This window comes from Streptomyces sp. NPDC016851, assembly GCF_055562795.1.
The window spans coordinates 118,812-144,408 of record NZ_JBVHEP010000006.1; the positions used below are offsets into that span (position 1 = coordinate 118,812).

Genomic DNA, 25,597 nt, shown 5'->3' on the forward strand with positions numbered 1-25,597 from the left:
CGGGCGGCCACTCGCGCGAGTGGCCGCCCGGCCTGCTTCACAAGCGGAACAGTTAGAGTCACTTGCTGGTGGAAGCAGGGAACGTGGAGAGGGAGCGGCTGCATGGCGGAGCGGCTGGCCGTTGACGACGATGAGCTCGCGCACTTCATGAAATTGCTGAAGAAATCGGGCAGTTCCTTGAAAGGGCTGCACAAGGCGCTGAGTGACGCGTCGGTGACCGGCCTGGGCACGGACGACCTGGACGCCGCGTGCGAGAGCTTCCAGGAGGACTGGAAGTACGGCACCGAGCAGATCGGCGAGCAGACCGAGGACCTCGCCAAGATCATCGGGCAGAGCAAGGACAGCTACAACGAGGTGGACAAGGCGCTGGAGGAGGCGCTGAAGAAGGCCCGGAAGGGCAAGGGCGGGTCGGCGGGTTCGGCATGACCTACACCGCTGGTTCCGAGCGTCCGGCTACCGCTGCCGATCCGCGGTACAACACGGACCTCGACAAGCCGCAAGGACTCCAGTCGGGCAGAAGCATCCCGAACCCCGACTACCCGCACCTGGGCTTCAATCCCGCGCCGGGCAGCACGGACACGGTCCGCGAGTTGCGCAAGAAGCTGGTGAACTGCGCCAAGGTCCTGGAGGAAAGCCATGGCCTGGTCACCGAGTTGATGGACGGCAGCTACTGGAAGGGCGACGCGGCCGTCGCCTTCCGGGAGGAGCTGGACGGCGGGACGCTGCCCCTGAACCTCAAGAACGCCGCGCACTCGATCCGCAAGGCAGCCCGGCAGCTGGATCGCTGGGAGGGCGAACTGGAGGACTTCCAGCGCCGCGCCGGGCGCCTGGAGAAGGACGCGAAGGAGGCCCAGGCGGTCCTGGACGCCGCGAAGGGCCGTGCGAGCAAGGCGGAGAACGCCCCGGGTCTGGACAAGAAGGGCGCTCGCTACGACGAGGCCCAGAAGACCCTCACCCACGCGAACACCGCGGTGGAAGAGGCCCAGGCCGAACTCGACAAGATCCTCGGCAAGGCGAAGAGCCTTGCCGAGGAGCACGAGCAAAAGGCCCGGTACCGCGCCGGCAAGATCGGCGACGCCACGACGAAGCTTGCCCCACACGAACCGGGTGCATGGGACAAGTTCACGGACTGGGTGGGTGACAACCTGCCGGATATTCTCAGTGGCATCGCGGCGGTTCTGGGGGTAATCGCCTTGTTCGCCACAGGCCCGCTCGCGGTTCCACTCCTCTTGCTGGGTGCGGGACTGCTGAGCGGCACGGCCCTCACCCTGCGCTTGCAGGACGACGAGGTGTGGGCTTCCCTGAGTGACGGAATCAAGAACGGCGAACTGGACCTGGACTTCTGGAGCAATGCCATCTCGGTCGCCGGGGACGCGCTGGGAATCGTGCCAGGGCTCGGCGCGGTGACCAAGGGGCTGATGAAGGCGCCGGAAGCCTTGAGCGCCGCTGCCCGTACCGCGGACGAGGCCCTGACCTTCGGGCAGAAGGCCGCCACTGTCGGTGCTTCGATCCGCGAGGAAGCCGTGGCCGTCTCCGCCGCGCCGAGCCTGTTCGAGCGAGTGCGGGTCTTCGGCGCCCACACGGACCAGGTGTTGCCGAAGGTGGAGGCTGGGGCGACGTGGTTGGGAGCCGGCACAGCTGCGTACGGGATCGCGGGCAGCCTCTACGACACACTGGACTCCGACGGGGCCAAAACTGTGACTGGCACGCTGGACGGAGTGAGGACCAGCGTGATCGACGGGGCGGCGACAGCCGGGGTGCTCAAGTACCTGTTCGGGGGAGTGGCTGCCGCCTCATGAGCTCGGACACCTTCGTCATCGACCCGTCCGCCAGGATGCCGGACGCGGACATCTGGTTCGCGCTGCCTGCGGGCTTCGTGCCGATCCCGCTCATGGAACTCGTCGCGGCGGAGGAAGTGCCGACGAGCGCCGAGGGCCAGGGGCGCTCACTCGAGGCGCTTGCCGAGATGCTGACCGGCCCCGAGAACAGCCGACAGCTCCTGGAACTGTTGGCACCGGTCCGACGCTTGGCTCAGGTGCTGGCCTACAGCGGTGTCATCCATTGCTCTGCGGGGATGCATCGCGACGATGAAGGGGACGGAAGTCTCCTGCTGTCCTTGTTCACCCTCGGCTGGCAGGAGACATCCTGGGCACCACGTGGCGTGCTGGCTGCTCGTGCCGCCGCGGGGATGGCAGACGCCAGTCATGTGGAGTCCCTTGATCTGCCGTGCGGCCCTGCGACGCTCGTGGAGATCCGTACCAGCCATCAGGTTGCCGATGTGTCGCAGGAACTGCTGCAGGAAGTCGCCTATGTGCCGTTTCCGGATGCCCGCAAACTGGCCATCCTGACGCTGTCGACAATTGCCGTCCACCGTTCTGGCCATTATCGGGACCTACTCCGGGAAACGGCCCGCATGGTCACTTTTGACAACCCGTTGCCGATGGAACATGGCGAGGCGTGAAATGGATACCGTGCATCACCCCACAGGTTCGGCTTCTGCCTGGGACGACTCCGCCACCCAGAGTGCTTGGAAGAAGCTGTTCACCTTCGCCGTTGTCGGTCAGATTCTCTGGCCCGCAGTGTGCGTCGGTGCCTTCGCTTTCATGATTCTCGTGGGGCGATGGTCGATGTGGGTCATGCTACCCGTCGTCGTGTATGCCCTTTATCGATCATTTCTTCAGCGCCAATACATCGTTGCGGCTGTTCAGGCGCGTCGCATCCTGCAGGTGTATCCCTGGCAGACGCACAAGACACCGGAGAGCGGGATCGGGCAGATTCCCGGAGCGAAGCTCGGCGACGTTTGGCTGGAGTTCCCCAACCCGGACCGGCCTGACGATGGTGTTCACGTCATCCTTCACGGTCATGCGCGGTCCGCATGGTGGCGCCGTCGTCTCGGGCGCGGCTATGAGACCGAGAAGACAGCCCAGGTGGCCGACATCTGGTTCGCGGGTGACCCACGATTCGCCGGTGTCATCGCGGTACCCGGTCCCAAGCGCCTCTTCGTGCTTTACCAGCTCGCCGGGCTGAACGCCCGTACCGACGGGGAGCGGAGTGCTTCTCCTGAAGCGCTGGAGCGGGCCCGCCGTGCCGGAGTTCGTCTCTCCAGCTGACATCGGCGTCCGCCGGGCCGTTTTCTCAGCTCGTGCAGGTGTTGTTCGACGTCTTTCGGACTGGGGTATGAAGGGCCCCATGACCACACTCGGCGCCGTCTTCCGACCCCAACTCGCCCCCGAGCGCCTGCGATCGGTCTGCGAAGTCGCAGACAGTGCAGGCCTCGAAGAGCTCTGGCTCTGGGAGGACTGTTTTCGGGAGGGGGGTATTTCGACCGCGGCCGCTGCCCTCGCCTGGACCGAGCGCGTGCGGATCGGTGTCGGGCTGTTGCCCGTGCCGTTGCGGAACGTTGCCATCACCGCCATGGAGGTGGCCTCGCTGCACCGGATGTTTCCGGGGCGGGCCGTCGTCGGTGTGGGGCATGGCGTGCAGGACTGGATGGGGCAGGTGGGGGCGCGGGTCGAGTCGCCGGTGACCTTGTTGCGGGAGCATCTCGTCGCGCTGCGCGCACTGCTGGGCGGGGAGCGGGTGACCACCGACGGGCGGTACGTCAGGCTCGACGACGTCGCCCTCGACTGGCCGCCGGAGGGTGGCGGGGGTGGCGTGCTGGCCGGGGCCACCGGGCCGCGTTCGCTGCGGCTCACCGGGGAGGCCGCCGACGGCACCATTCTCACCGCCTCCACCAATCCGGAGGGCGTGCGGAAGGCGCGGCAGCTCATCGAGGAGGGCAGAGAGGCGGCCGGTCGCGGGGCGGGGCGGCATCCTGTCGTCGTGTATCTGCTCACCGCCACCGGGGCCGACGCCGCCGACCGGCTGCGTGCCGAGCTGGCCGACGAAGGGCTCGAATCCGTTTCGGATCTCGGTGTCGCCGGGGACGCCGGTGCCGTGGCCAAGGCCGTCGAGCGGCTGGCCGAGGCCGGGGCCGACACGGTGGTCCTCCAGCCCACCGGTGACGAACCGGACCCCGAGGGTTTCGTGCGGTTCGCTGCGGAGGAAGTACGGCCGCTCGTTCCGTAGGCCCAATGCCCTGAGGCAAGGTGGGCCCCGGCGGTGCGACGGCTTCCGCGGGGTCGTTGTCAGTGGCCGGTGCCACACTCATCGGCATGACTACCGAAGACGTGCGGCTGCGTGATGTCGTGGAAGACGATCTCGAGGCGTTCTGCGCCTACGAGCAGGATCCCGAGGCAACCCGGCGGTCGAGGTTCACGCCCCGGCCGCGGGAGGCCTTCATGGCGCACTGGAAGCGGCGGGTCCTCGGCGACGACGCCAACTGCGTGCAGACCGTGACCGTGGACGGTGAGGTCGCCGGCAGCTTCGTCGCCTGGTGGGAGGAGGACCGCCGCTTCCTGGGGTACTGGCTCGGGCGCGCGTACTGGGGACGCGGCATCGGCACCCGGGCCCTGGAACTCTTCCTGGAGCAGGAGCAGAACCGGCCCCTGCACGCCGATCCCTTCAGCGGGAACACCGCTTCCGTACGTCTCCTCGAGAAGCACGGCTTCCGTCCCGCCGGCACCGTCAAGTACGAAGACGACGAGCACGTCCTGCTCGTTCTGACGTGACCGTGCGCCGCACCTTCGAAGACCTCGTCGCCGAAGGGGCCTGTGTCCCCACCGAAGGCTGGGACTTCTCCTGGTTCGAGGGGCGGGCCACCGAAGCCCGGCCCTCCTGGGGGTACGCGACGTCGGCGGCCGCGCGGCTGGGGCGTGCCTCGGCCGTGCTCGACATCCAGACCGGCGGCGGGGAAGTGCTGGACTTCGCTCTCGCCAGGACCCCGAAGCGGCCCCTGCTCGTCGTCGCCACCGAGGGCTGGCCGCCGAACGTGGCCAAGGCGACCGCCCTGCTCCGTCCGCGCGGAGTCGCGGTCGTCGCCGCGCCCGAGGACGCCCCGTTGCCCTTCGCCGACGGCGCCTTCGACCTGGTCGTGAGCCGGCATCCCGTCCGTCCGCACTGGGGCGAGATCGCCCGCGTCCTCCAGCCCGGAGGGACGTACTTCGCCCAGCACGTCGGACCGGCCAGTGTCTTCGAACTCGTCGAGCACTTCCTCGGGCCCCAGCCGGACGAGGCGCGCAGTGGCCGGCACCCCGAGCGCGAGCGGGCCGACGCCGAGGCCGCGGGGCTCGACGTCGTCGATCTGCGCGCGGAGCGGCTCCGCATGGAGTTCCACGACATCGGCGCGGTCGTGCACTTCCTGCGGAAGGTGGTGTGGATGGTGCCCGGCTTCACCGTCGAGGCGTACGAGCCGCAGCTGCGCGCACTGCACGAGCGGATCCAGTCCGACGGGCCCTTCGTCGCCCACAGCACCCGGCACCTCTTCGAGGCCCGCAAGCCGGGCAGTCCCAGTGCCCCACCCACCTGACCCAGCCGCGGCTCACCGCAGCCGTCCCTCACGCATGCGGGCCCACCGTCACCTGTCCCACCACCAACTCCGCCTTCGCCTCCAGCACCTCGCCCACCCGCTCCACCTGCTCACCCAGCTCCCGTTCCTGCCGTGCCGTCAGCCGGACGAGTGGCTCGACGGTGACGGTCGTACGACGGCCCTGGCGCCGCTGGTGCCAGACGCCCGCCACCACCCCGTCGACCAGCAGCACGGGATGGTTGCCCGCCTGGCCGCCCGCCAGGGCACGCTCGTAGGCCGCACCGGGGAACAGCCGCTCGCGGGGCTGCGCGGCGATGACGTACGCGTCGAAGTACGGCAGCAGCCGCACGCCCCGCGGGGGCCCGTCCGGGAAGTCGGTGTCACCCGCGGCCACCCACGCCCGCGTGCCCTCGAAGTCGACCTCCTCGATACCACCCGCGGCGGCCAGCTCCCGGAACACGTTGCCGGCCCAGCCGGCGGGCGCCGCCAGCCACTTCGCGAAGTGCTGCGGGGTCGCCGGTCCGTACGCATACAGGTAGCGGCGCACGAACGTCTCCAACGCGCCGCCTGTCCCACCGCCCGTCCCCGTGGCTGGGTCCGTGGCCGGGGCCATGGCCGGGTCCGCGGCGGGCGGGCGCGTGTACGTCGGGCGCGTGTACGTCGCCTTCCGGCCGCGGTTCGGGCCAAAACACAGCGTGCCCGCCCAGCCCGCCCGGTGCAGCACCTGCCGCCAGCGCGGCCAGAGGTCCTGGAAGGCCGGCATCACGCGGTCGCCGGCCCACGGGCCCGTCCGCGCGACGATCTCCCCGGTCAGTTCGTCGAGCGTCAGGCACGTGTCCTCGAGTGCTTCCCCGATCGCCGCCACGACCTGTGCGGACTGTTCCTCGGTGAGCCGCACGTCGGGCGGGAAAGGGCTCGGCCCGGCCGGGATCGCGGTCAGGGCGGCCGACCAGAGGGGGAGTTCCCTTGCCGGGAGGAGATGTACGGTGCCGCGCGGACCGTACGTCTTGATCAGCGACCGTTCGTCCCAGAGAGCCGTCCGTACGTCCGCCCTGGTCAGCCCGGACGTCCGCACGCCCACCGACACCTCGGCCGCGGACAGCACCTGCGCGTGCGCCCCCATCATCGCCCCGACCACGTCCGCGACCGGCGTCCCGTCCCCCGCCGGCCCGGCCAGGAACTGCCGCTCGGCCCGCCGTGCGCTCGCCGCGTCCCACGTGATCCCAGAGATCGTCGTCATGGCACGACGCTAGTCCTGCATGAGGACAGAAACTGACCTACATCGAGGTGTGGGGTCAAGGGCATGTCCGGGTGGACGTCACCCGTTGGGGGGATACGGGGACAAGTCGGCGAGTGAGCCCCAAGGTGCGGCAAATCATCCGGATCCTGCCTCAGGGCACACGATTCCCCTGCGTATGGGCAGCGTACGGGCTGTCTGGGGGCTGCGTTTCGGCCAGAGGTGAGCCGTGAGCGAGAGGTTCCGCGGGCATCAACGCGTCGTCGGGTGGCTCCGGAGAGTAGTTGTGGCACGCCGGTGCACGCAGCATCACTTACAAAGGGTTATGGTGGAAACCCCCCCTCGGGCCGGTCCGTCTCCCCCCCACGGACCGGCCCGTTTTTTTGTGCGCCGAGACCGCCCGGAACACCGGCCGGAATTCTCCGTTCCGCACCCGTGAGCGGCCCACGGCGGCAGCGGGGGTAGGCTTCGCCTCCGGGGACTGCCACACGGACAGGGACCGCCCGCGGCCACGACCGGGCCGCATGCCGCGGCCTGTCCGATCCGTACGGAGGGGCTGACGATCACGTGAACCTGCGCGACAAGCTGCGTGGCCTGCTGGTCAGGCTGTACGCACGCCGGGTGGAAGGCCACCTGGACCACGCTCAGGTGCCCAAGCACATCGGCGTCATCATGGACGGCAACCGGCGCTGGGCGAAGGCCGCCGGTTCCAGCACCGTCCACGGCCACCGGGCCGGAGCCGAGAAGATCGAGGAGTTCCTCGGCTGGTGCAGTGAGACCGACGTCGAGGTCGTGACCCTCTGGCTGCTGTCCACGGACAACTTCGACCGGCCGCAGGAGGAGCTCGTCCCCCTGCTCGGCATCATCGAGGACGTCGTGCGCACCCTGGCCGCCGACGGCCGCTGGCGCGTGCACCACGTGGGCACGCCCGATCTGCTGCCCTCCGGGATGCAGACGGTGCTGAAGGAGGCCGAGGAGGCCACCGCGCATGTCGACGGGATAGTGGTCAACGTCGCCATCGGCTACGGCGGCCGCCAGGAGATCGCCGACGCCGTGCGCTCCATGCTGCTCGACGCCCAGGACCGGGGCACCTCGATGGAGGAGCTCGCCGAGGCCGTCGACATCGACATGATCGGGCGTCACCTCTACACGAGCGACCAGCCCGACCCCGACCTGGTGATCCGCACCAGCGGTGAGCAGCGCCTGTCCGGATTCATGCTCTGGCAGACCGCGCACTCCGAGTACTACTTCTGCGACGTGTTCTGGCCGGCCTTCCGCAAGGTCGACTTCCTGCGCGCCATGCGCGACTACGCCGCCCGCCACCGCCGCTTCGGCGGCTGAACCTCGCTTCACGCCCGCTCCCGGTGGTCATGACGGCTGGACCGCGCTTCACCGCACTCTCCGGGCGGCGACGACGGCTGAACCGCTCTACGCCATTGACTGGACCTCGCTGCGCCGCCCGCCCCCGGCGGCCGCGACCGCTGGACCGCGCTTCACCGCCCGCTCCCGGTGGTCATGACGGCTGGACCGCGCTTCACCGCACTCTCCGGGCGGCGACGACGGCTGAACCGCTCTACGCCATTGACTGAACCTCGCTGTGCCGCCTGCCCCGGCGGCGGCGACCGCTGAACCGCGCTTCACCGCCCGCCCCCGGCGCCAACGCAGGCTGACCCGCACTCCGGCGCGCGCTGCCGGATGCGGGACTTCGCGGGGCCGCGCGGGCCGCCGGGTACCGCGGTCGCGGCACGTCGCAAACCTTCCCGGTACCCCTCCGAAGGCGCGCGTAACGCGGAGTTCACCGGACCGCCGTCATATGCCGTGGCATGGCGACGCCCGTTCGAGGGCATAAGCCAGTCAGGTCGACGCCCGATCCCCGGGTGTCGGATCTCAGCGGACGGCACGGGGCCGTCCGCCCGGGAGGCCCTTTGCACCAGCCCGATCGTGCGGTCACAGCACGGACGAAGAGGCGGAGGGCCGGTTCTCGGCCCGCGCAGGGCGGCCGACGACCGGTCCAGCTCCACTCCGTCGCTCCCCGACCTCATCCGAGGGGGTACGTCCTTCCGTGGTGACCAGCACAAAGCGCCACAAGCCCGACCGGCGCACCTATGTTCTCGACACCAGCGTCCTGCTGGCCGACCCGAACGCCCTGAGCCGCTTCGACGAGCACGAGGTCGTGCTTCCCATCGTCGTGGTGACGGAACTGGAGGCCAAGCGGAACCATCCCGAACTCGGCTACTTCGCCCGGCAGGCCCTGCGTCTGCTCGACGACTACCGGGTGCGGTACGGCCGCCTCGATGCCCCCATCCCCACCGGGGACCTCGGCGGAACCGTCCGTGTCGAGCTCAATCACTCGGACCCCAGTGTGCTGCCGAGCGGCTACCGCCTGGGGGACAACGACTCCCGCATCCTCGCGGTCGCCCGCAACCTCCAGGCCGAGGGGTTCGACGTCACCGTCGTGTCCAAGGACCTCCCGCTCAGGATCAAGGCGTCCTCGGTCGGGCTCCTCGCCGAGGAGTACCGCGCGGAGCTCGCCATCACGGACTCCTCCGGCTGGACCGGAATGTCCGAACTGACCCTGACCGGTGAACAGGTGGACATCCTCTTCGAGGAGGGGCATGTCTACGTCCCCGAGGCCGCCGACCTGCCGGTGCACACGGGCCTGATGATCCAGTCGGAGCGCGGCAAGGCGCTCGGGCGGGTCACGGCCGAGGGCAACGTCCGTGTCGTACGCGGGGATCGCGAGGCGTTCGGCATCAAGGGCCGCAGCGCCGAGCAGCGGATCGCGCTCGACCTGCTGCTCGATCCGGACGTCGGGATCGTGTCGATGGGCGGTCGGGCCGGCACCGGAAAGTCGGCGCTGGCGCTGTGCGCGGGTCTGGAGGCGGTGCTGGAGCGCCGTCAGCACCAGAAGGTGATGGTCTTCCGTCCGCTGTACGCGGTGGGCGGGCAGGAGCTCGGCTATCTGCCCGGCTCCGAGGCGGAGAAGATGAGCCCCTGGGCGCAGGCGGTGTTCGACACGCTGTCGGCCGTCACCAGCCGGGAGGTCATCGAGGAGGTCACCGCCCGCGGGATGCTGGAGGTGCTGCCGCTCACCCACATCCGCGGCCGCTCGCTGCACGACGCGTTCGTGATCGTCGACGAGGCACAGTCCCTGGAACGGAACGTACTTCTTACCGTTCTGTCCCGTATCGGGGCCAATTCACGGGTGGTTCTCACCCATGACGTGGCGCAGCGGGACAACCTGAGGGTCGGCCGGTACGACGGAGTCGTCGCCGTCGTCGAGAAGCTGAAGGGGCATCCGCTTTTCGCGCACGTGACCCTGACCCGGTCCGAGCGGTCGCAGATCGCTGCTCTTGTGACCGAAATGCTCGAAGACGGACACATCTGACCGTCCTGCCCCAAACGGGGGCGGTTACGCAGTAGTTGGCGCCGTCCGGAAAGGCGAAGAGCCTAGCCGGGCGGCGCCTTCGCGTGTGGCCTTTCTGTGAATCTCCCGAGCCAAACGGGATGTGAGCTTTCACACGCAACTGGGAATTGCCTTGCCCCATCGAGTTGCGGCAGAGTCTCACTCCTGTCAGGCCCCGCATACGACACACCTGTACCCCCAGCGGTACGGCACCACTAAGAGCACAGCTTCAACTTCATAGCGATGTCGTATGCCGCCCGAGCATTACGCGGCACTCCCGTGAGGGAGTTGCCCACCGGGCCCGCGCCTCCCGTGACCCGCAGTTGGGGAGGCCAGTGCCAGGGGCACGATTGCGTCCGCGAGGGTCACCGAAGCGGGCGATGCTGGAAGGAAACCGTGTGAGCCGGATCTCGGTCCGGGGATTCGCAGTGGCTTCGGCCACGGCGGTCACCGCTGTCGGAAGCGTCGTCGGAGTTGCCTCGGGCAGCACCGCGCAGAACAACGACGCCGAAGCGACGGCCAGCGGCACCACGCTGCTCGCAGACATTCCCGCGGGCCAGCAGGCCCAGGTGCAGACGGCGTCGCTGACCCAGCAGGCCGACGCACAGGCCATCGCCGCTGACGCGAGCGCCAAGAAGGACGCCGAGGAGGCCGCCCGCAAGGCTGCCGCCGAGACGGCCATCGCCAAGAAGAAGGAAGCCGCCGAGAAGGCCGCCGCGGCCGAGAAGGCCGCCAAGGAGCGCGCGGAGGCCAAGGAGGCCGCCAGCCGCTCCAAGGACGTCTCCGACTTCCCCGTCGCGACCTCCTACTCCATCGCGCAGATCCAGGCGATGGCGCGGCAGATGGTGCCGGCGGGTCAGTTCCAGTGCTTCAGCAACATCGTGGACCACGAGTCCGACTGGAACTACAAGGCGGTCAACCCTTCCTCCGGGGCCTACGGCATGTTCCAGGCGCTGCCCGGTACCAAGATGTCGTCCGCCGGTGCCGACTGGCGGACCAACCCGGCCACCCAGATCAAGTGGGGCCTGAACTACATGAATGACCGCTACGGCAGCCCGTGTGACGCCTGGTCGTTCTGGCAGGCCAACAACTGGTACTGAGCCCGCGGTCCTTCAGCCGCAGCCATCCTCAGCGCGAGCCCCTCACCGTCGTACGGTGAGGGGCTCGCGCCATGTACGGTCTTGACGGACGACTCCAGGGGGGAGTGGTGCGGAGAGACGGGGGAAAAGGACGGATCATGTCGCGAGTGCCAGGGTGGCTCGGCCGGCTCGGTGCCGGACTGACCGAGATGAGCGAGCGGTGGAACGAACGCCGCGCCGAGGCGGAACGGGAGCGGGACGAGACCGAGTCCCGGGCGTCGTCCGACGAACACGTGCCGCCGCCCCCGGACTACGCGCCCGACGTACCCGCCCGGCCCGATCCCGCGCTGGCCGTGCCGTGGGGGGTGCGGGTCGCGGCGGAGGCCGGCTGGCGGCTGCTCGTCCTCGCGGGCACGCTGTGGGTCCTGATGCGGATCATCAGCGCCGTCCAGCTGGTGGTGCTGGCGTTCGTGAGCGCGCTGCTCATCACCGCGGTCCTCCAGCCGACCGTGGCGCGGCTGCGACGGCTCGGGGTGCCGCGCGGGCCGGCCACGGCGCTGACCGCGATCCTCGGCTTCGTCGTCATGGGGCTGATCGGCTGGTTCGTGACCTGGCAGGTCATGGAGAACATCGACGACCTCTCGGGCCAGATCCAGGACGGCATCGACGAGTTGCGGAACTGGCTGCTGAACAGCCCCTTCCACGTCACGGACAAGCAGATCAACGAGATCGCCAAGAACCTGCGGGAGGCGGTCGGCGCGAACACCGACCAGATCACCTCGGCGGGACTGGAGGGCGTGACGGTCGTCGTCGAGTCGCTGACGGGGATTCTGCTGGCGGTCTTCTCGACGCTGTTCCTGCTCTACGACGGCAAGCGGATCTGGGAGTGGACGCTGAAGCTGGTGCCGGCGGCGGCGCGGCCGGGGGTGGCCGGGGCCGGGCCGGCGGCATGGCGGACGCTGACGGCGTATGTGCGGGGCACGGTGATCGTCGCGCTGATCGACGCGATCTTCATCGGGCTGGGGATCTACTTCCTCGACGTCCCGATGGCCGTGCCGCTCGCGGTGTTCATCTTCCTGTTCGCGTTCATCCCGCTGGTGGGTGCGGTGATGTCCGGGGCGCTGGCGGTGGTCGTGGCGCTGGTCACCCAGGGGGTGTTCACGGCTGTCATGACCCTGGTGGTGGTGCTGGCGGTGCAGCAGATCGAGGGCCACATCCTGCAGCCGTTCATTCTGGGGCGGGCGGTGCGGGTGCATCCGCTGGCCGTGGTGCTGTCCGTGGCGTGCGGGGGGATGGTCGCCGGGATCGGGGGTGCGGTGGTGGCCGTGCCGTTGGTGGCCGTGACCAACACGGTGGTGGGGTATCTGCGGGCGTACTCCAGGAAGTCGGCGTTGCGGCATTCCGTCCGCCCGCGGGGTGCTACGGCGATGAGTGCGGAGCCCCAACAGGAGCCACCGTCGGAGTAGCCCGGCTCCCAGGGGGCTCCGCCCCCTGGACCCCCGGGCCTATGCCCACCCGCCGCCCGACACGGTCGGACAAGAGGCTTGACTCGAAAGGCGACAGGGCCCCGCCCACCGGTCAGGTGGGCGGGGCCCTGCAATGGGGGGCGTACAGCCGAGGGTTACTCGGACAGCACAGCCTCGGCGTCCAGCGTCACGCCGACCGCCTGGATCACGGACGCGATCTTGAACGCCTCCTGGATGACCTCGCGGTCGAGGCCGGCCTTGCGCAGGACCTGCTCGTGGGAGTCCAGGCACATGCCGCAGCCGTTGATGGCGGAGACCGCGAAGGACCACAGCTCGAAGTCGACCTTGTCGACGCCCGGGTTGCCGATGACGTTCATCCGCAGGCCCGCGCGCAGGTTGCCGTACTCGTGGTCCGACAGGAGGTGCCGCGTGCGGTAGAAGACGTTGTTCATCGCCATCACCGCGGCGGCGGACTTGGCGGCCGTGTACGCCTCGGGCGACAGGTTGGCCTTCGCCTCCGGCTCCAGCTCGCGCAGCACGATCGGGGAGCGCGAGGCGATCGCGGTCGCCAGGACCGTGCCCCACAGCTGCTGGGCCGGAAGGTCCGAGTTGCCGATGACCGAGCCCAGGTTGAGCTTCAGGTCCTTGGCGTAGTCCGGTACGGCGGACTTGAGTGCGTCGAGGGACATGTCAGATCACTCTCCGGCGAGCAGCGCGACCGGGTCGAGGGTCTCGTCGCCCTTCGACCAGTTGCAGGGGCACAGCTCGTCCGTCTGGAGGGCGTCCAGGACCCGCAGGACCTCCTTCGGGTTACGGCCGACCGAACCCGCGGTCACCATCGAGAACTGGATCTCGTTGTTCTGGTCCACGATGAACACCGCGCGCTTGGCGAAGCCGTCCTCGCCCTCGATGCCGAGGTCGCGCATCAGCTCGTGCTTGGAGTCGGCCATCATCGGGAACGGCAGGTCGCGCAGGTCGTCGTGGTCCTTGCGCCAGGCGTGGTGGACGAACTCGGAGTCGCCGGAGAAGCCGAGGACCTGGGCGTCGCGGTCGGCGAACTCGTCGTTCAGCTTGCCGAAGGCGGCGATCTCGGTCGGGCACACGAAGGTGAAGTCCTTGGGCCACGCGAAGATGACCTTCCACTGACCCTCGTAGGTCTTGTGGTTGATCTGCTGGAACTCCTTGCCCTTCTCCAGCGAGACGCAGGCGGTCAGATCGAACTCGGGGAACTTGTCACCGACAGTGAGCACACGCTCTCCTTGCAGCGAAGAAACACCCGGATTGCGGGTGTTTCCCATGGGTTGGACGTTATTGATGTTGGCACAGGGTCGATTGATTACGGAAATAGCTACACTCGGTCGAGTTGATCGGAGGTAGTTATCAGTGACTGTGGGTAATAAGCGCAGGCAGCCCAGCCTCGCCCAGCTGCGGGCCTTCGCGGCGGTCGCCGAGCACCTGCACTTCCGGGACGCCGCAGGGGCCATCGGCATGAGCCAGCCCGCCCTCTCGGGCGCCGTCTCGGCGCTGGAGGAGACACTCGGAGTGACGCTCCTCGAGCGTACGACGCGCAAGGTGCTGCTCTCACCCGAGGGCGAGCGGATCGCCGTACGGGCCAAGGCGGTGCTGGCCGAGGTGGGCGCGCTCATGGAGGAGGCCGAGGCGGTCCGGGCGCCGTTCACGGGCGTGCTGCGGCTGGGGGTCATCCCGACCGTGGCGCCGTATCTGCTGCCCACCGTCCTGCGGCTCGTCCACGACCGGTATCCGCACCTCGACCTCCAGGTGCACGAGGAGCAGACTTCCAGCCTGCTCGACGGCCTCACCAACGGCCGGCTCGACCTGCTGCTGCTCGCCGTGCCGCTGGGCGTGCCGGGCGTCGCCGAACTGCCGTTGTTCGACGAGGACTTCGTGCTCGTCACCCCGCTCGACCACCCGCTCGGCGGACGCGAGGGCATCCCGCGCGAGGCGCTGCGCGAGCTGAACCTGCTGCTGCTGGACGAGGGGCACTGCCTGCGCGACCAGGCCCTCGACATCTGCCGGGAGGCCGGCCGCGAGGACGCGCCGGTCACCACGACCGCCGCCGGGCTGTCCACCCTGGTGCAGCTCGTCGCGGGCGGGCTCGGCGTCACGCTGCTGCCACGCACCGCCCTCAAGGTCGAGATCTCCCGCAGCAGCCAGCTCCTCACCGGGTACTTCACCGACCCGGCCCCCACCCGCAGGGTCGCTCTCGCGATGCGGGCAGGGGCCGCGCGCGGCGCCGAGTACGAGGAACTGGCCGCCGCCCTGCGGGAGGCACTGCGGCCGCTGCCCGTAAGGGTCCTAGCCCGGGACGCCTGACGGTCTGGCGCGGAAGAGCCTGAGGCTCCTACTCGGTCCGCAGCCCGTCCGGCCGCATCATCCTCAGCAGTGGCGGCAGGCTCAGCAGCGTCACCACCAGGACGACACCCGCGCCGATGCCGGTCATCGACAGCACACTCGGCCAGTCGACCCGGACCGCCGTGTTGGTCATCCGCAGCAGGACCGCGCCCAGGACCATGCCCACCGTCGCGGCGAGCAGCAGGCCCAGTCCGATCGGGATCGCCGTCTGCCACAGCACCGACAGGCTGAGGGTGCGGCGCCGGGTGCCGAAGGCGACCAGGGACGACAGCAGCTTGCGGCGCTCGCGCAACTGCTCCAGCTGCGAGACCAGCAGACTCGCGCCGATCAGGGCCAGCACGCACGCGGCGCCGACGAACAGGCCGGTGCGGATGGTGGCGTAGCGGCTGTTGCTCTCGACGGAGTTCCACACCATGGGGTCGACCATGGGGTCGATGCGCGCCGCCGCGTTGCGCACGTACTCGTACGCGTCCGGCTCCGAGGGGGCGAGGCTCAGGTAGAGCTCTCCCTCGGCGAACGACGCGAGCTTCGGGAGCGGCCCGCCCGGCGTGAGCAGGATGCCGCCGCGCTCGGTCCCGGTCGGGTCCTCGCGGGGCTGGGCCTGCCGGATGTCCCGCGGCACGCTCCAGGAGAACTGCTCTCCGGGCCGGCCCTCGTTCGCGCTGTCGAACCACAGCTTCTTGCCCGGCTTGGCCAGCCTGGCCGTGTCGGTGTCGTACTGCGCCCCGTGCACGGCGAAGACGTCGCCGTCGCGGCAGGAAGGCAGCGTGGCCACCTCGCGGAGCGCGGCGCAGTCGCCGATGGTGACCTGGACGAGGGAGTCGGAGTCGGTGCGCTTGTCGGCGAGGTAGGTCTCGGCCAGGGCGGTGACCTTGCGGACGCCCCGGGTGTCGCGGAACTTCTCGGCGGTGGCGGCGAGTTCGACGCCGTCCGGCACGTGCACCTGCATCTGGGCCCGCGAGACGTCGTACCGCGACGCGGCGGTGTAGGTGCCCTCCACCCCGGCGAACAGCATCTGGAGCGCGATCGCCCCGGCCACCGCCACCGCGATGCCGTTGACCATGCGAGCCGCCGCGCCACTGCTCAACTGGAGTCGGCGCACGGCCAGTTGCCAGGCGATCCCGCCGGAGCCGAGCCGGGCGACGACCCTCTCCACGATCCAGGGCAGCAGCGCGGTGACGCCGACGAGCAGGAGCATGACGCCGCCGACGACGAGGTACTGATTGAACTCTCCGCCGTCGTCGCCCTGCCCGATCATCGGAAAGAGCATCGCGAGCCCGCCCAGCGGCAGCAGCAGCCGCCACCACAGCCGGCGCCGCGCGGGCCTGGCCGTACGCACCACGCCGAGCGGCTCGATCACCACCCCGCGCAGGGCGAGGAGGGTCACCAGCACCGCGGCCGTCGGGACCGCCAGCGCGACCAGGGCGGCCAGCAGCGGAGAGGGGTCCAGATAGCTCGGGAACACACTGACGTGGTACACCTCGAAGGTGGCCGCCAGTTGGCGCCCGAGCAGGAAGAACCCGGTGCCGAGGACGAGCCCCAGCAGGGATCCGGCGAGGGCCTCGCCGGCAGCGATCCGCCTGGTCATCCGGCTGTCGGAGCCGACCAGCCGCAGTGCCGCCAGCCTGCGGTCGCGCCGCTCGCCGCCGAACCGCACGGCCGCTGCGATGAACACGGCGACCGGCATCAGCAGCACCACGAAGACGACCAGGACCAGCAGGAGCAGGACCGGGTCCCACGGGTCGGACGGTGCCAGGTCCGGATTGCCGAAGCTTTCGATCCGGGCTCCGCTGACGTGGTCGAGGCGGTCCGCGAGCCCCTTGCCGCCCGCGAAGTAGGCGAGTTCCTGGGAGCCGACGAGACCCTGCTCGCCGATCGTGCCCGTGATCCGGTAGGGCAGCCGCTCCCGCAGCAGTTTCCCGCTGCCGGAGGCGAGCAGCTCCTTCAGCGCCGGGGAGACGACCATCTCGCCCTTGGCCGGGAACTCCGAGAGCCCCGGCGGCAGCGGAGCCCGCGGGCCCTCCGCCTCCAGCATGCGCCCCCGCACGTCCCGGTCGCGGAACGTGGTGTCCGTGTCCAGCACGATCAGGGTGTTGTCGGCCTTCGGTACCACCTGCTGGCTGAAGGTGTGGTCGCTGCGCGCCGCCTCACGCCGGTCCCGTTCCGCCAGCGCGTTCGGGACGGCGGTGGTGAGCAGCAGCAGCGCCACTCCGAGCCCGACGCCGACGGCTGTCAGCAGCGCCCGGATCCACCCCTCGCGTCCGCCCGCGAAGGCGAACCGGACCCCCATGGAAAGATCGGCGGCCCACTGCCGTGCACTCATACGACGCGCTCCATGTCCCGGGACTTGCCGTCGCGTACGACGATCTCGCGGTCGGAGTACGCGGCCACCCTGGCCTCGTGGGTGACGAGCACCACGGCGGTGTTGGCGGACCGGGCGGCGTCCGTGAGCAGCTCCATCACGCGCTCGCCGTTGAAGGAGTCGAGCGCGCCGGTCGGCTCGTCGGCGAACACCACACGCGGGTTCGTCACCAGCGCGCGGGCGACGGCGACCCGCTGCCCCTGGCCGCCGGACACCTCGCCGGGCCGCTTCTTGCGCAGCTCGTCGACCTCCAGCCGCTCCATCCACGCCAGCGCGGTCCGCTCGGCCTCCTTGCGGGACGACCCGTTCAGGCGCAGCGGCAGCGCCACGTTCTCCACGCAGGTGAGTTCGGGCACGAGCTGGCCGAACTGGAACACGAACCCGAACTCGGAGCGCCTGAGCGCACTGCGCTCGGCGTCGCTCATCGACGTCACCTCACGCCCGTTGTACGTGATCGAGCCCGAGTCGGGCGGCACGATCCCGGCGAGGCAGTGCAGCAGCGTCGACTTGCCCGACCCGGACGGACCCATCACGGCGACGACCTCGCCAGGGTGGATGGAGAACTCGGCACCGTCGAGCGCGGTGGTCGGCCCGTACGCCTTGCGCAGGTCCTGGGCGGTGAGCAGCGAACCAGCGGGAATCGTCATCGGGCCACCGCCTCACGGAGCTTGTCCAGGCGGGCGGCGGTCAGTTCCAGCCAGCGCAGGTCCGCCTCCAGGTGGAACAGGGCGTGGTCGCAGATCAGCTGGTCGGCCAGGTCGCCCTTGCGCTTGCGGTCGGTGAGGATCCGCATGCTGCGCAGGTGCTCCGAGCGCTGCGTGTCGAGGATGTCGGCGGCGTCGCGGTGGGTGAGCAGCGCGAGGACGACCTTGGTGTAGAGGGTCGACTGGAGGTACGGCTCCGGCTTCTCCGGCGTCGCGAGCCACCGAGCGACGTCGGTGATGCCTGCCTCGGTGATCGCGTACCGCTTGCGCTCGGGGCCGCCGCCGGCCTCGATGCCGTCGACCTCGACGAGCCCGTTCTTCAGCAGCCGGGACATCGTCGAGTAGACCTGGCCGTAGTGCAGGGGCCGGTCGTGACCGAACTTCTCGTCGAAGGCCCGCTTCAGGTCGTAACCGTGGCGCGGGCCGGACTCCAGGAGCCCCAGGAGGGTGTGACCGATGGACATGACCAGGACTGTACACGGGGTGTATACGCGGCGTGTATACGCCGAGTGTGCAGTTCATGGCGGGCGGTACGCCCCCGCAGGTCGGGGGCTGTTGTCACGGTTCCGCAACAGGCTATTGCTCAGAGTCCCCGGGCGGCCTGCCCCGCCGGGGCATCGGCCCGGTCTCCCGCGGCAGCCGGCCCGCCTCGGCCAGCGCCTTCCGCAGGAGGAACTCGATCTGCGCGTTGGCCGACCGCAGTTCGTCCCCGGCCCACCGCGCCAGCGCCTCGTACACCGCCGGGTCCAGCCGCAGCAGCACCTGCTTGCGCTGCTGCTGCGGCCGGCGCCGGGAACCCGGACCCTCGGACGGCTCCGTCACTGGTACAGCGACCCGGTGTTGAGGACCGGCTGCGCGGCGCGGTCCCCGCACAGCACCACCATCAGGTTGGAGACCATCGCCGCCTTCCGTTCGGAGTCCAGCTCCACGATGTCCCGCTCGGTGATCCGGGCGATCGCGGCCTCGACCATGCCCACCGCCCCGTCGACGATCTGCCGCCGGGCCGCGACGACCGCTCCGGCCTGCTGCCGCTGGAGCATCGCCGAGGCGATCTCGGGGGCGTACGCGAGGTGCGTGAAGCGCGACTCGATGATCTGCACCCCGGCCGCCTCCACGCGCGCGTGCAGTTCGACGGCGAGCTTCTCGGTGATCTCCTCCGCGTTGCCGCGCAGCGAGAGGCCGTCCTCCTCGTGGGCGTCGTAGGGGTACTCGATGGCGATGTGCCGCACGGCCGCCTCGGTCTGCGTGGAGACGAACTCGACGTAGTCGTCCACCTCGAAGATGGCCTGGGCGGTGTCCTCGACGCGCCACACCACGACCGCGGCGAGCTCGATCGGGTTGCCGTAGGCGTCGTTGACCTTCAGGACGGCGGTCTCGTGGTTGCGGACACGCGTCGAGATCTTGGTGCGCGAGGTGAGGGGGTTCACCCAGCGCAGGCCGTCCTGCCGGATCGTCCCGCGGTAGCGGCCGAAGAGCTGGACGACCCGGGCCTCGCCGGGCGCCACCATGTTCAGCCCGCACATGGCCAGGAACGCCGCGAGCCCGACCAGGATGCCGCCGATGATCAGTGCGGCCTTGGCCCCGCCCCCGTCGACCGATGTGGCGGCCGCGATCAGACCGGCGCCGGCCAGCAGGCCGAGCAGACCGAGCAGCAGGGCGAGCCCGCCGCCGATGCTGTGCGCGGTGAACTCCCGCACACGGGGCGCCGGCATCTCGGGCACGTCTGCGGTCACCTGCGGTTGGTGTGTGGACATGAGTGATCCCCCGTTTCTCCCGGGAAGCGATTCCTGCATAGCTTCCATCTATCTAAGTGATATCACTTTTTCGCGTCATGGCAACCCTGCGCGTGTCTCGAACGTCGGTTCCGTTGGGATGGGTGCTGATTGTCACGCCCGCAAAGGGCCGGATCGGCAGCCCTCTCTCTTATCTCCCGGTGTTAGCTTTCTGAGCTGACCTGAGCGGCGAACCCGTGTGACATGTGAGCACACACGAACGAAGCGGAGCGGATCGGACCCATGGGACGAGCGGAAGAGAGACGCGCCAGACAGCGCGGTGGGCGCCGGGCGGCACCCAAGCGCCGCCGTTCGTCGGGCGCGGCCGGGAAGAGCGGCATACGCAGGCTCTTCACCTGGAAGAAGATCCTCGGCACCTTCTTCGGCCTGTGCCTGCTGGGCATGGGGGCCTTCATCGTGCTGTACATGATGATCGGCATCCCCGAGGGGAACGCCGACGCCAAGCGGCAGAGCAACATCTACAAGTACAGCGACGGCGCCATCATGGCCCGCGACGGCAAGGTCAACCGCGAGGTCGTCGACCTGTCCAGGGTCTCCAAAGAGGTGCGGCTCACCTTCGTCGCGGCCGAGAACAAGACCTTCTACAAGGACGCCGGCGTCGACCTCAAGGGCACCGCCCGCGGCCTGTTCAACACACTCGCGGGCAGGGGCGCGCAGGGCGGTTCGACGATCACCCAGCAGTACGTCAAGAACTACTACCTGACGCAGGAACAGACCGTCTCCCGCAAGCTGAAGGAACTGGTCATCTCCCTGAAGCTGGACCGGGAGAAGTCCAAGGACTACATCCTCGCCGGCTACATCAACACCAGCTACTACGGCCGCAACGCCTACGGCATCCAGGCCGCCGCCCAGGCCTACTACCGCACCGACGCCGAGAACCTCACGGTCGCGCAGGGCGCCTACCTCGCCGCGCTTCTCCAGGCCCCGAGCCAGTACGACTGGGCGGCCGCCTCCCCGACGGGTAAGAAGCTGGTGAAGGCCCGCTGGAACTACGTCCTGGACAACATGGTCGACGAGGGCTGGCTGAGCCAATCCGAGCGTGCGGGCATGAAGTTCCCCGTGCCGAAGGAGCCCAGGCCCGCCCCCGGCATGGAAGGCCAGAAGGGCTACCTGGTCAACGCGGCCAACGCGGCACTGGAGAAGCAGCTCGTCGCCGAGGGCACCGCGAGCAACGCCAAGGAAGCCGAGGCGATGGTCAGCGCCGGCGGCTGGACCGTCACACTCAACATCGACAAGAAGAAGCAGGCGGCGCTGGAGAAGTCCGTCAAGCAGCAGCTGACCAGCAAGCTGGACCCCCAGAAGCGCAAGGTCGACGGGGACATCCAGGCCGGTGCCGCGTCGGTGAACCCGAAGACGGGCGCCGTGGTCGCGATGTACGGCGGCGTGGACTACTTCGAGCACTACACCAACAACGCCACCCGCTCCGACTACCAGCCCGCCTCCACGTTCAAGCCGGTCATCCTCGCCGCGGCCCTGGAGGAGCAGGCCGAGACGCAGGACGGCAAGCCGATCACCGCGAACACGGTCTACGACGGCACGAGCAAGCGCCAGGTCGTGGAAGACGGCAGCGAGGTCGGCTTCGCCCCCGAGAACGAGGACGACCGGAACTACGGCCCGATCTCCGTTCAGACGGCGATGAACAAGTCCGTCAACTCCGTCTTCGCGCAGATGGGCGTCGACGTCGGCATGACCAACGTGGTCGACGTCGCCGGCAAACTCGGCATGGACACCAAGAACATGGAGGCCGTGCCCGCCCAGACCCTGGGCAGCATGGGCGCGAGCCCCCTGGAGATGGCGGGCGTCTACGCGACCCTCGCCAACCACGGCAAGAAGGTCACCCCGGCCCTCGTGAAGTCGGCGGAGCACCTGAACAAGTCGGTCACCATGCCCGACCCGGTCGGCGACCAGGCCGTCAGCCGCGAGGCCGCCGACTCGGTGACCTCGGTGCTCACCGGCGTGGTCGACGACGGTACGGCGCAGGCGTCCGTGCGCAACAACCCCAAGCGCGACGGCCAGCAGGTCGCCGGCAAGACGGGTACGTCCGACAACAACAAGTCGGCCTGGTTCACCGGCTACACACCGAACCTGGTCACCTCCGTCGGCCTGTTCGGCGAGGACCCCAAGACCCACGCCCAGGTCCCGATGTACAAGGCCGCCGGCGAGCCCCGGATCAACGGCGGTGGCTTCCCGGCGCAGATCTGGGCGTCGTACACCTTCGGCGTGATGGGTGACGTCAGCAAGTTCGACCTGGACACCCAGCAGGGCGCGGCCGTCCAGCCGACGTGGACGCCGACGCCCACGCGGGAGCCGACCAAGGAGCCCACGCAGGAGCCGACGACCGAGGAACCGTCGTCGTCACCGCCGCCGACGACGGAGGAGCCGAGCAGCTCCCCGCCGGCGAGTCCCTCGACGACACCGTCCACCATCACCCCGCCCACGTCCCCGCAGACGACACCGCCGGACGACGGTGGTGGCGACCCCTTCGACCCGGTCAAGCCGGGTGACGACCGACAGGACGAATAGCAGGAGGCACACCGAAGGGCGCCCGGCGGACACCGGGCGCCCTTCGGCTCGTTCGTACGGTGTCTCAGTTGCGGTTGAGCTCGAACCAGACGACCTTGCCCGTGCTGAGCCGGGTCGCGCCCCAGCGTCGGGCCAGGCGGTTCACCAGGTACAGCCCGCGTCCGCCCTCGTCCGTGGCGCGTGCCTGCCGCAGGCGCGGCAACTGCGGGACGTCGTCGCCCACTTCGCAGCGCAGCACGTCCGTGCGCAGCAGCCGGAGCGTGACCGGCCGGGAGGCGTACCGCACGGCGTTCGTCACGACCTCGCTGACCAGCAGCTCGACGGAGTCGCTGAGCTCCTCCAGGCCCCAGCGCTGCAGTGCGCGCCGGGCCAGGCGGCGCGCCCGGCCGGGCGCGGCGTCCTCCGGCTCCAGGAACCAGTACGCCACGTCGCTGGGCGCGATGCCGTCGAAGCGGGCGGCGAGCAGCGCGATGTCGTCGTCCCGGTCGCCCGGGCCGAGCATGTCGAGCACCTCGTCGCACAGCGCTTCCAGGGGCGGCGGATGGTCCGGCCCGGTGAGCTGCGCGGTCGCGGCGAGCTTCTCCCGTAGCTGCTCGATGCCGGTCCACACGTCCCGCAGCCGGGACTCGACCAGGCCGTCGGTGTACAGCAGCAGGGTCGCGCCGGCGGGCGCGTCCAGTTCCACGGCCTCGAAGTCGACGCCGCCGACCCCGATGGGGGCACCGGCCGGCACGCGCAGCACCTCGGCACGGCCGCCCAGGTGGAGCAGGACGGGCGGCGGGTGACCGGCGTTGGCGATGGTGATGCGGTGCGATACCGGGTCGTACACGGCGTACAGGCAGGTCGCCATGCGGTCCACGCCGAGGCGCTGGGCCTGTTCGTCGAGGTGGTGCAGGACCTCCTGCGGCGGCAGGTCGAGACCGGCCAGGGTCTGGGCGGTGGTGCGCAGCTGGCCCATGATGGCGGCCGAGGTCATGGAGTGGCCCATGACGTCGCCGACGACGAGGGCGACCCGGCTGCCCGGCAGCGGGATGGCGTCGTACCAGTCTCCGCCGACGCGCGCGGTCTCCGCGGCCGGCAGATAGCGGGAGGCGAGCCGCACGCCTGTGGGGCGGGGCAGCGTCTCGGGCAGCATCGTGCGCTGGAGCTCGTCCGCGATGTAGGCCTCGCGGCCGTACAGCACGGCCTTGTCGATGCCGAGGGCGCTGTGCGTGGCGAGCTGGGCGGCCACCAGCAGGTCGTCCGGCTCGAAGGCCATCCGCTCGGGACGGCGCAGGAACAGGGCGGCACCGATCACCCGGCGCCGGCCGCGCAGCGGCGCGAGGATCGCGCGCTGTCCGTCCGGTACGGCGAACTCGCCGCCCTCCCCGAGCAGTTCGGGCAGTGCGGCACGGGCCGCGGGCGCGTCGGTGAACACGGGGCGCACACCCCGCAGCACCTCGGCCAGCGCGCTGCCGGGCCGCACCTCGCACAGCTCGGCGCCGACCGCGTCCAGTTCGTTCGGCTCGGGCTGCGTGGCCGGCAGGAAGCCGTTCTCCGTGTCGCGTTCGGCCGGTATCCGGTCCGTGCGGCGCAGCCGCAGCACCAGCGGGCCGGTGGGCCGCTCGTCGCCGACGGGCAGCGGGTCGCGCAGGTAGACCAGGATCGCGTCGGAGAACGTGGGCACGGTGGCCCGGCACAGCCCCATCACGATCTCGTCGAGATCGATGCCGCGGGCGATCCGCCGGGTGGCGGCCCCCACGAAGCGCAGCCGGTCGCCGTCCCGCCGCATGGGCGTGGGCCGGCCGGGCGGCAGGCTCTGGCCGCTGCGGCGCTCCTGCCCGTCGGTGCCGGGCGCCGGCCGGTCCTGTTCGTCGGCCGGCTGGACCGGAATGCCCTCGGGGGCGGGCCGCGGCCGAGGGGTGTCGCGCTCGGCGGTCTGCTCGGTACCCGGCTGGGAGTGCTCGGAGGCGGGGTCGCTCACGGTGTCCTTGCCCTTGCCGAACGGCGTGGAGGTGCCCGGCTCCGACGTGCCTGGCGTGGTGTGCGCCGTCGTGAGCGGAGCGGTGACGTCGCCGCCGCAGCGGCCCTGTACGGGTAAGGCGCCCGCGCCGGGCGCACGCGCCGGTGTGGGGGTATGCAAGAGCCCCCCGCGGGGATCCGCGGGGTCGACGCCCGGTTGCGGGCGTTCGAAGGAGGTCGGCTGCTCCGTCACGCGTGTCGCATCCATCCGTCCGGGGCTGCACGCCAGAGGTGCAGTAGGTCCCGCCGAAACTCCGATACCCGGAATACGTGTCCCAGGAACGGAATTCCCGCGTGGTCAGAGGTTGTTCCTGTGCCACCGGCAGACCGTCTGCGGCCCTGACGGCCTGTGGCGCAGGCCGTCCCGGTGTTGCCCTCGTACCCCTCGCTCACGTCCTGCCGCCCCTCGGTGACGATCGGTCAAGCCCAGCGCGTGCTCCGTCAGTTGCCGCCGCGCGCCCTTGCGGAGGACGATCCTACGTTTCTTGCCCGGGGGCGCATCAAGGGTCTCATGAGGACACATGCGCGGGCGTACGGTCCCAGTCCTCCGGCAGTGACGGTACCGCCCAGGACGGATCCGGGCGCCAGTGCTGCCAGCCTTCCGAGAACGGCGGCCCCCAGGCGCGGATCACCTCCACGGCCGCCCGCCCGGCCGCCCGTACCTTCTCGGCCTGCTGATCGTCCATCAGCCCGTCCCGCAGGGCCTGGGCGAACTCGTCCTCGTCGCGCCAGTGCCACGTGCGGTCCGGGTGGACGGAGATGTCCAGGAAGTGGTCGACGGAGTCCACACCGCCTTCCCAACGGGCCAGCGGCTCCTCCAGGTTCACGTACCAGTTCTTGAACCGCCAGCCCGGCTCCCAGAACAGCCACACCGACCAGGGCTCGCCGGGCCGCGCCAGCTTCAGCACGCCCGTGCCGAACCAGCGGTCGCGCTGCACGGCCCGCGGCTTGGTGTAGCGGGACTCCAGCGGCTCCAGGTGCACGGGGGTGCCGTCGGCGAGCACGGGCCGTACGCACTCCGTGCCGGGCGCCAGCCACACGGCGAGCAGCTCCGCGTCGTCCCGTACGACGGTGACCGGACGCGCGATGTGGAAACGCGCGCCGCCGTTCTCCCGGTACCGCCACAGGATCTCGCTCCCGGGCTCCCAGAAGCCTGCCGCACCACCCGTTTCCACGCGTCTCACCGCTTCACCGTCTGCCATGCACAGATATTAGGTGCCCTGGGCATACGACGCTGCGGCGCGTG

Annotated in this window: 23 protein-coding genes; 13 read left to right on the forward strand and 10 right to left on the reverse strand. The window is 70.0% G+C overall.

Going from position 1 to position 25,597, the window contains the following annotated elements:
• Window positions 1-102: 102 nt before the first annotated feature.
• The 7 genes from ACZ3I3_RS12145 (at window position 103) to ACZ3I3_RS12175 (ending at window position 5,407) form a co-directional block, all read left to right on the forward strand.
• A complete protein-coding gene (locus ACZ3I3_RS12145; protein WP_467364379.1) occupies window positions 103-426 on the forward strand; it encodes a hypothetical protein in 324 nt (107 codons plus the stop codon).
• Window positions 423-1,799: a hypothetical protein gene (locus tag ACZ3I3_RS12150; protein ID WP_467364380.1), complete on the forward strand. Its 1,377-nt coding sequence runs from the start codon at window positions 423-425 to the stop codon at window positions 1,797-1,799. Before ACZ3I3_RS12145 ends, ACZ3I3_RS12150 begins: the two co-directional genes overlap by 4 nt.
• Complete coding sequence (locus ACZ3I3_RS12155; RefSeq protein ID WP_467364381.1) at window positions 1,796-2,461, forward strand: hypothetical protein; 666 nt, start codon at window positions 1,796-1,798, stop codon at window positions 2,459-2,461. Before ACZ3I3_RS12150 ends, ACZ3I3_RS12155 begins: the two co-directional genes overlap by 4 nt.
• Window position 2,462: 1 nt before the next feature.
• Entirely contained in the window at window positions 2,463-3,110 is a 648-nt protein-coding gene (locus ACZ3I3_RS12160) for a hypothetical protein (RefSeq protein ID WP_467364382.1), read from the forward strand.
• Window positions 3,111-3,189: 79 nt separating this feature from the next.
• Window positions 3,190-4,068, forward strand: a complete 879-nt coding sequence (locus tag ACZ3I3_RS12165) for an LLM class flavin-dependent oxidoreductase (protein ID WP_467364383.1) — start codon at window positions 3,190-3,192, stop codon at window positions 4,066-4,068.
• Window positions 4,069-4,154: 86 nt separating this feature from the next.
• Window positions 4,155-4,610, forward strand: coding sequence for a GNAT family N-acetyltransferase (locus tag ACZ3I3_RS12170; RefSeq protein WP_467364384.1), 456 nt, complete (start codon window positions 4,155-4,157; stop codon window positions 4,608-4,610).
• Window positions 4,607-5,407: a class I SAM-dependent methyltransferase gene (locus ACZ3I3_RS12175; RefSeq protein ID WP_467364385.1), complete on the forward strand. Its 801-nt coding sequence runs from the start codon at window positions 4,607-4,609 to the stop codon at window positions 5,405-5,407. The genes ACZ3I3_RS12170 and ACZ3I3_RS12175 overlap by 4 nt, the downstream gene beginning before the upstream one ends.
• Before the next feature lie 28 nt (window positions 5,408-5,435).
• Here ACZ3I3_RS12175 and ACZ3I3_RS12180 read toward each other — a convergent pair whose 3' ends face one another.
• Window positions 5,436-6,647 carry a winged helix DNA-binding domain-containing protein gene (locus ACZ3I3_RS12180; RefSeq protein ID WP_467364386.1) on the reverse strand — a complete coding sequence of 404 codons (1,212 nt, stop codon included), beginning with the start codon at window positions 6,645-6,647 and terminating at the stop codon, window positions 5,436-5,438.
• Between the two features lie 564 nt (window positions 6,648-7,211).
• Here ACZ3I3_RS12180 and ACZ3I3_RS12185 point away from each other — a divergent pair.
• The 4 genes from ACZ3I3_RS12185 (at window position 7,212) to ACZ3I3_RS12200 (ending at window position 12,595) form a co-directional block, all read left to right on the forward strand.
• Window positions 7,212-7,985: an isoprenyl transferase gene (locus ACZ3I3_RS12185; protein ID WP_356929348.1), complete on the forward strand. Its 774-nt coding sequence runs from the start codon at window positions 7,212-7,214 to the stop codon at window positions 7,983-7,985.
• A 721-nt stretch (window positions 7,986-8,706) separates the two neighbouring features.
• Window positions 8,707-10,032, forward strand: coding sequence for a PhoH family protein (locus ACZ3I3_RS12190; RefSeq protein ID WP_356929349.1), 1,326 nt, complete (start codon window positions 8,707-8,709; stop codon window positions 10,030-10,032).
• A 416-nt stretch (window positions 10,033-10,448) separates the two neighbouring features.
• Window positions 10,449-11,150 (forward strand): aggregation-promoting factor C-terminal-like domain-containing protein, encoded by a 702-nt coding sequence (locus ACZ3I3_RS12195; RefSeq protein ID WP_467364387.1) that lies wholly within the window; start codon window positions 10,449-10,451, stop codon window positions 11,148-11,150.
• A 137-nt stretch (window positions 11,151-11,287) separates the two neighbouring features.
• Window positions 11,288-12,595 carry an AI-2E family transporter gene (locus ACZ3I3_RS12200; RefSeq protein WP_467364388.1) on the forward strand — a complete coding sequence of 436 codons (1,308 nt, stop codon included), beginning with the start codon at window positions 11,288-11,290 and terminating at the stop codon, window positions 12,593-12,595.
• 155 nt (window positions 12,596-12,750) lie between these two features.
• On the opposite strand, the gene ACZ3I3_RS12205 is transcribed toward ACZ3I3_RS12200, so the two are convergent.
• Window positions 12,751-13,284, reverse strand: coding sequence for an alkyl hydroperoxide reductase (locus tag ACZ3I3_RS12205; protein WP_467364389.1), 534 nt, complete (start codon window positions 13,282-13,284; stop codon window positions 12,751-12,753).
• 6 nt (window positions 13,285-13,290) lie between these two features.
• On the reverse strand, window positions 13,291-13,845 hold the full coding sequence (locus ACZ3I3_RS12210; RefSeq protein ID WP_020276563.1) for a peroxiredoxin: 555 nt from the start codon (window positions 13,843-13,845) through the stop codon (window positions 13,291-13,293).
• 139 nt (window positions 13,846-13,984) lie between these two features.
• On the opposite strand from ACZ3I3_RS12210, the gene ACZ3I3_RS12215 reads away from it, so the two are divergent.
• Entirely contained in the window at window positions 13,985-14,929 is a 945-nt protein-coding gene (locus ACZ3I3_RS12215; protein WP_467364550.1) for a LysR substrate-binding domain-containing protein, read from the forward strand.
• 28 nt (window positions 14,930-14,957) lie between these two features.
• Here ACZ3I3_RS12215 and ACZ3I3_RS12220 read toward each other — a convergent pair whose 3' ends face one another.
• The 5 genes from ACZ3I3_RS12220 to ACZ3I3_RS12240 form a co-directional block, all read right to left on the reverse strand.
• Entirely contained in the window at window positions 14,958-17,291 is a 2,334-nt protein-coding gene (locus ACZ3I3_RS12220; protein ID WP_467364390.1) for an ABC transporter permease, read from the reverse strand.
• On the reverse strand, window positions 17,288-17,977 hold the full coding sequence (locus tag ACZ3I3_RS12225; RefSeq protein WP_467364391.1) for an ABC transporter ATP-binding protein: 690 nt from the start codon (window positions 17,975-17,977) through the stop codon (window positions 17,288-17,290). Before ACZ3I3_RS12225 ends, ACZ3I3_RS12220 begins: the two co-directional genes overlap by 4 nt.
• Window positions 17,974-18,498, reverse strand: coding sequence for a PadR family transcriptional regulator (locus ACZ3I3_RS12230; RefSeq protein WP_467364392.1), 525 nt, complete (start codon window positions 18,496-18,498; stop codon window positions 17,974-17,976). The genes ACZ3I3_RS12225 and ACZ3I3_RS12230 overlap by 4 nt, the downstream gene beginning before the upstream one ends.
• Before the next feature lie 112 nt (window positions 18,499-18,610).
• Window positions 18,611-18,856 (reverse strand): type II toxin-antitoxin system antitoxin, encoded by a 246-nt coding sequence (locus tag ACZ3I3_RS12235; protein WP_467364393.1) that lies wholly within the window; start codon window positions 18,854-18,856, stop codon window positions 18,611-18,613.
• On the reverse strand, window positions 18,853-19,788 hold the full coding sequence (locus tag ACZ3I3_RS12240; RefSeq protein ID WP_467364394.1) for an SPFH domain-containing protein: 936 nt from the start codon (window positions 19,786-19,788) through the stop codon (window positions 18,853-18,855). Before ACZ3I3_RS12240 ends, ACZ3I3_RS12235 begins: the two co-directional genes overlap by 4 nt.
• A 261-nt stretch (window positions 19,789-20,049) precedes the next feature.
• Between ACZ3I3_RS12240 and ACZ3I3_RS12245 the strand changes: the two genes are divergently transcribed.
• Window positions 20,050-22,350, forward strand: a complete 2,301-nt coding sequence (locus ACZ3I3_RS12245) for a transglycosylase domain-containing protein (protein WP_467364395.1) — start codon at window positions 20,050-20,052, stop codon at window positions 22,348-22,350.
• A 64-nt stretch (window positions 22,351-22,414) separates the two neighbouring features.
• Here the strand turns inward: ACZ3I3_RS12245 and ACZ3I3_RS12250 are convergent, their stop codons facing one another.
• A complete protein-coding gene (locus ACZ3I3_RS12250; RefSeq protein WP_467364396.1) occupies window positions 22,415-24,559 on the reverse strand; it encodes a SpoIIE family protein phosphatase in 2,145 nt (714 codons plus the stop codon).
• A 301-nt stretch (window positions 24,560-24,860) separates the two neighbouring features.
• Entirely contained in the window at window positions 24,861-25,553 is a 693-nt protein-coding gene (gene fomD, locus ACZ3I3_RS12255; RefSeq protein WP_467364397.1) for a cytidylyl-2-hydroxypropylphosphonate hydrolase, read from the reverse strand.
• Window positions 25,554-25,597: the final 44 nt, after the last annotated feature.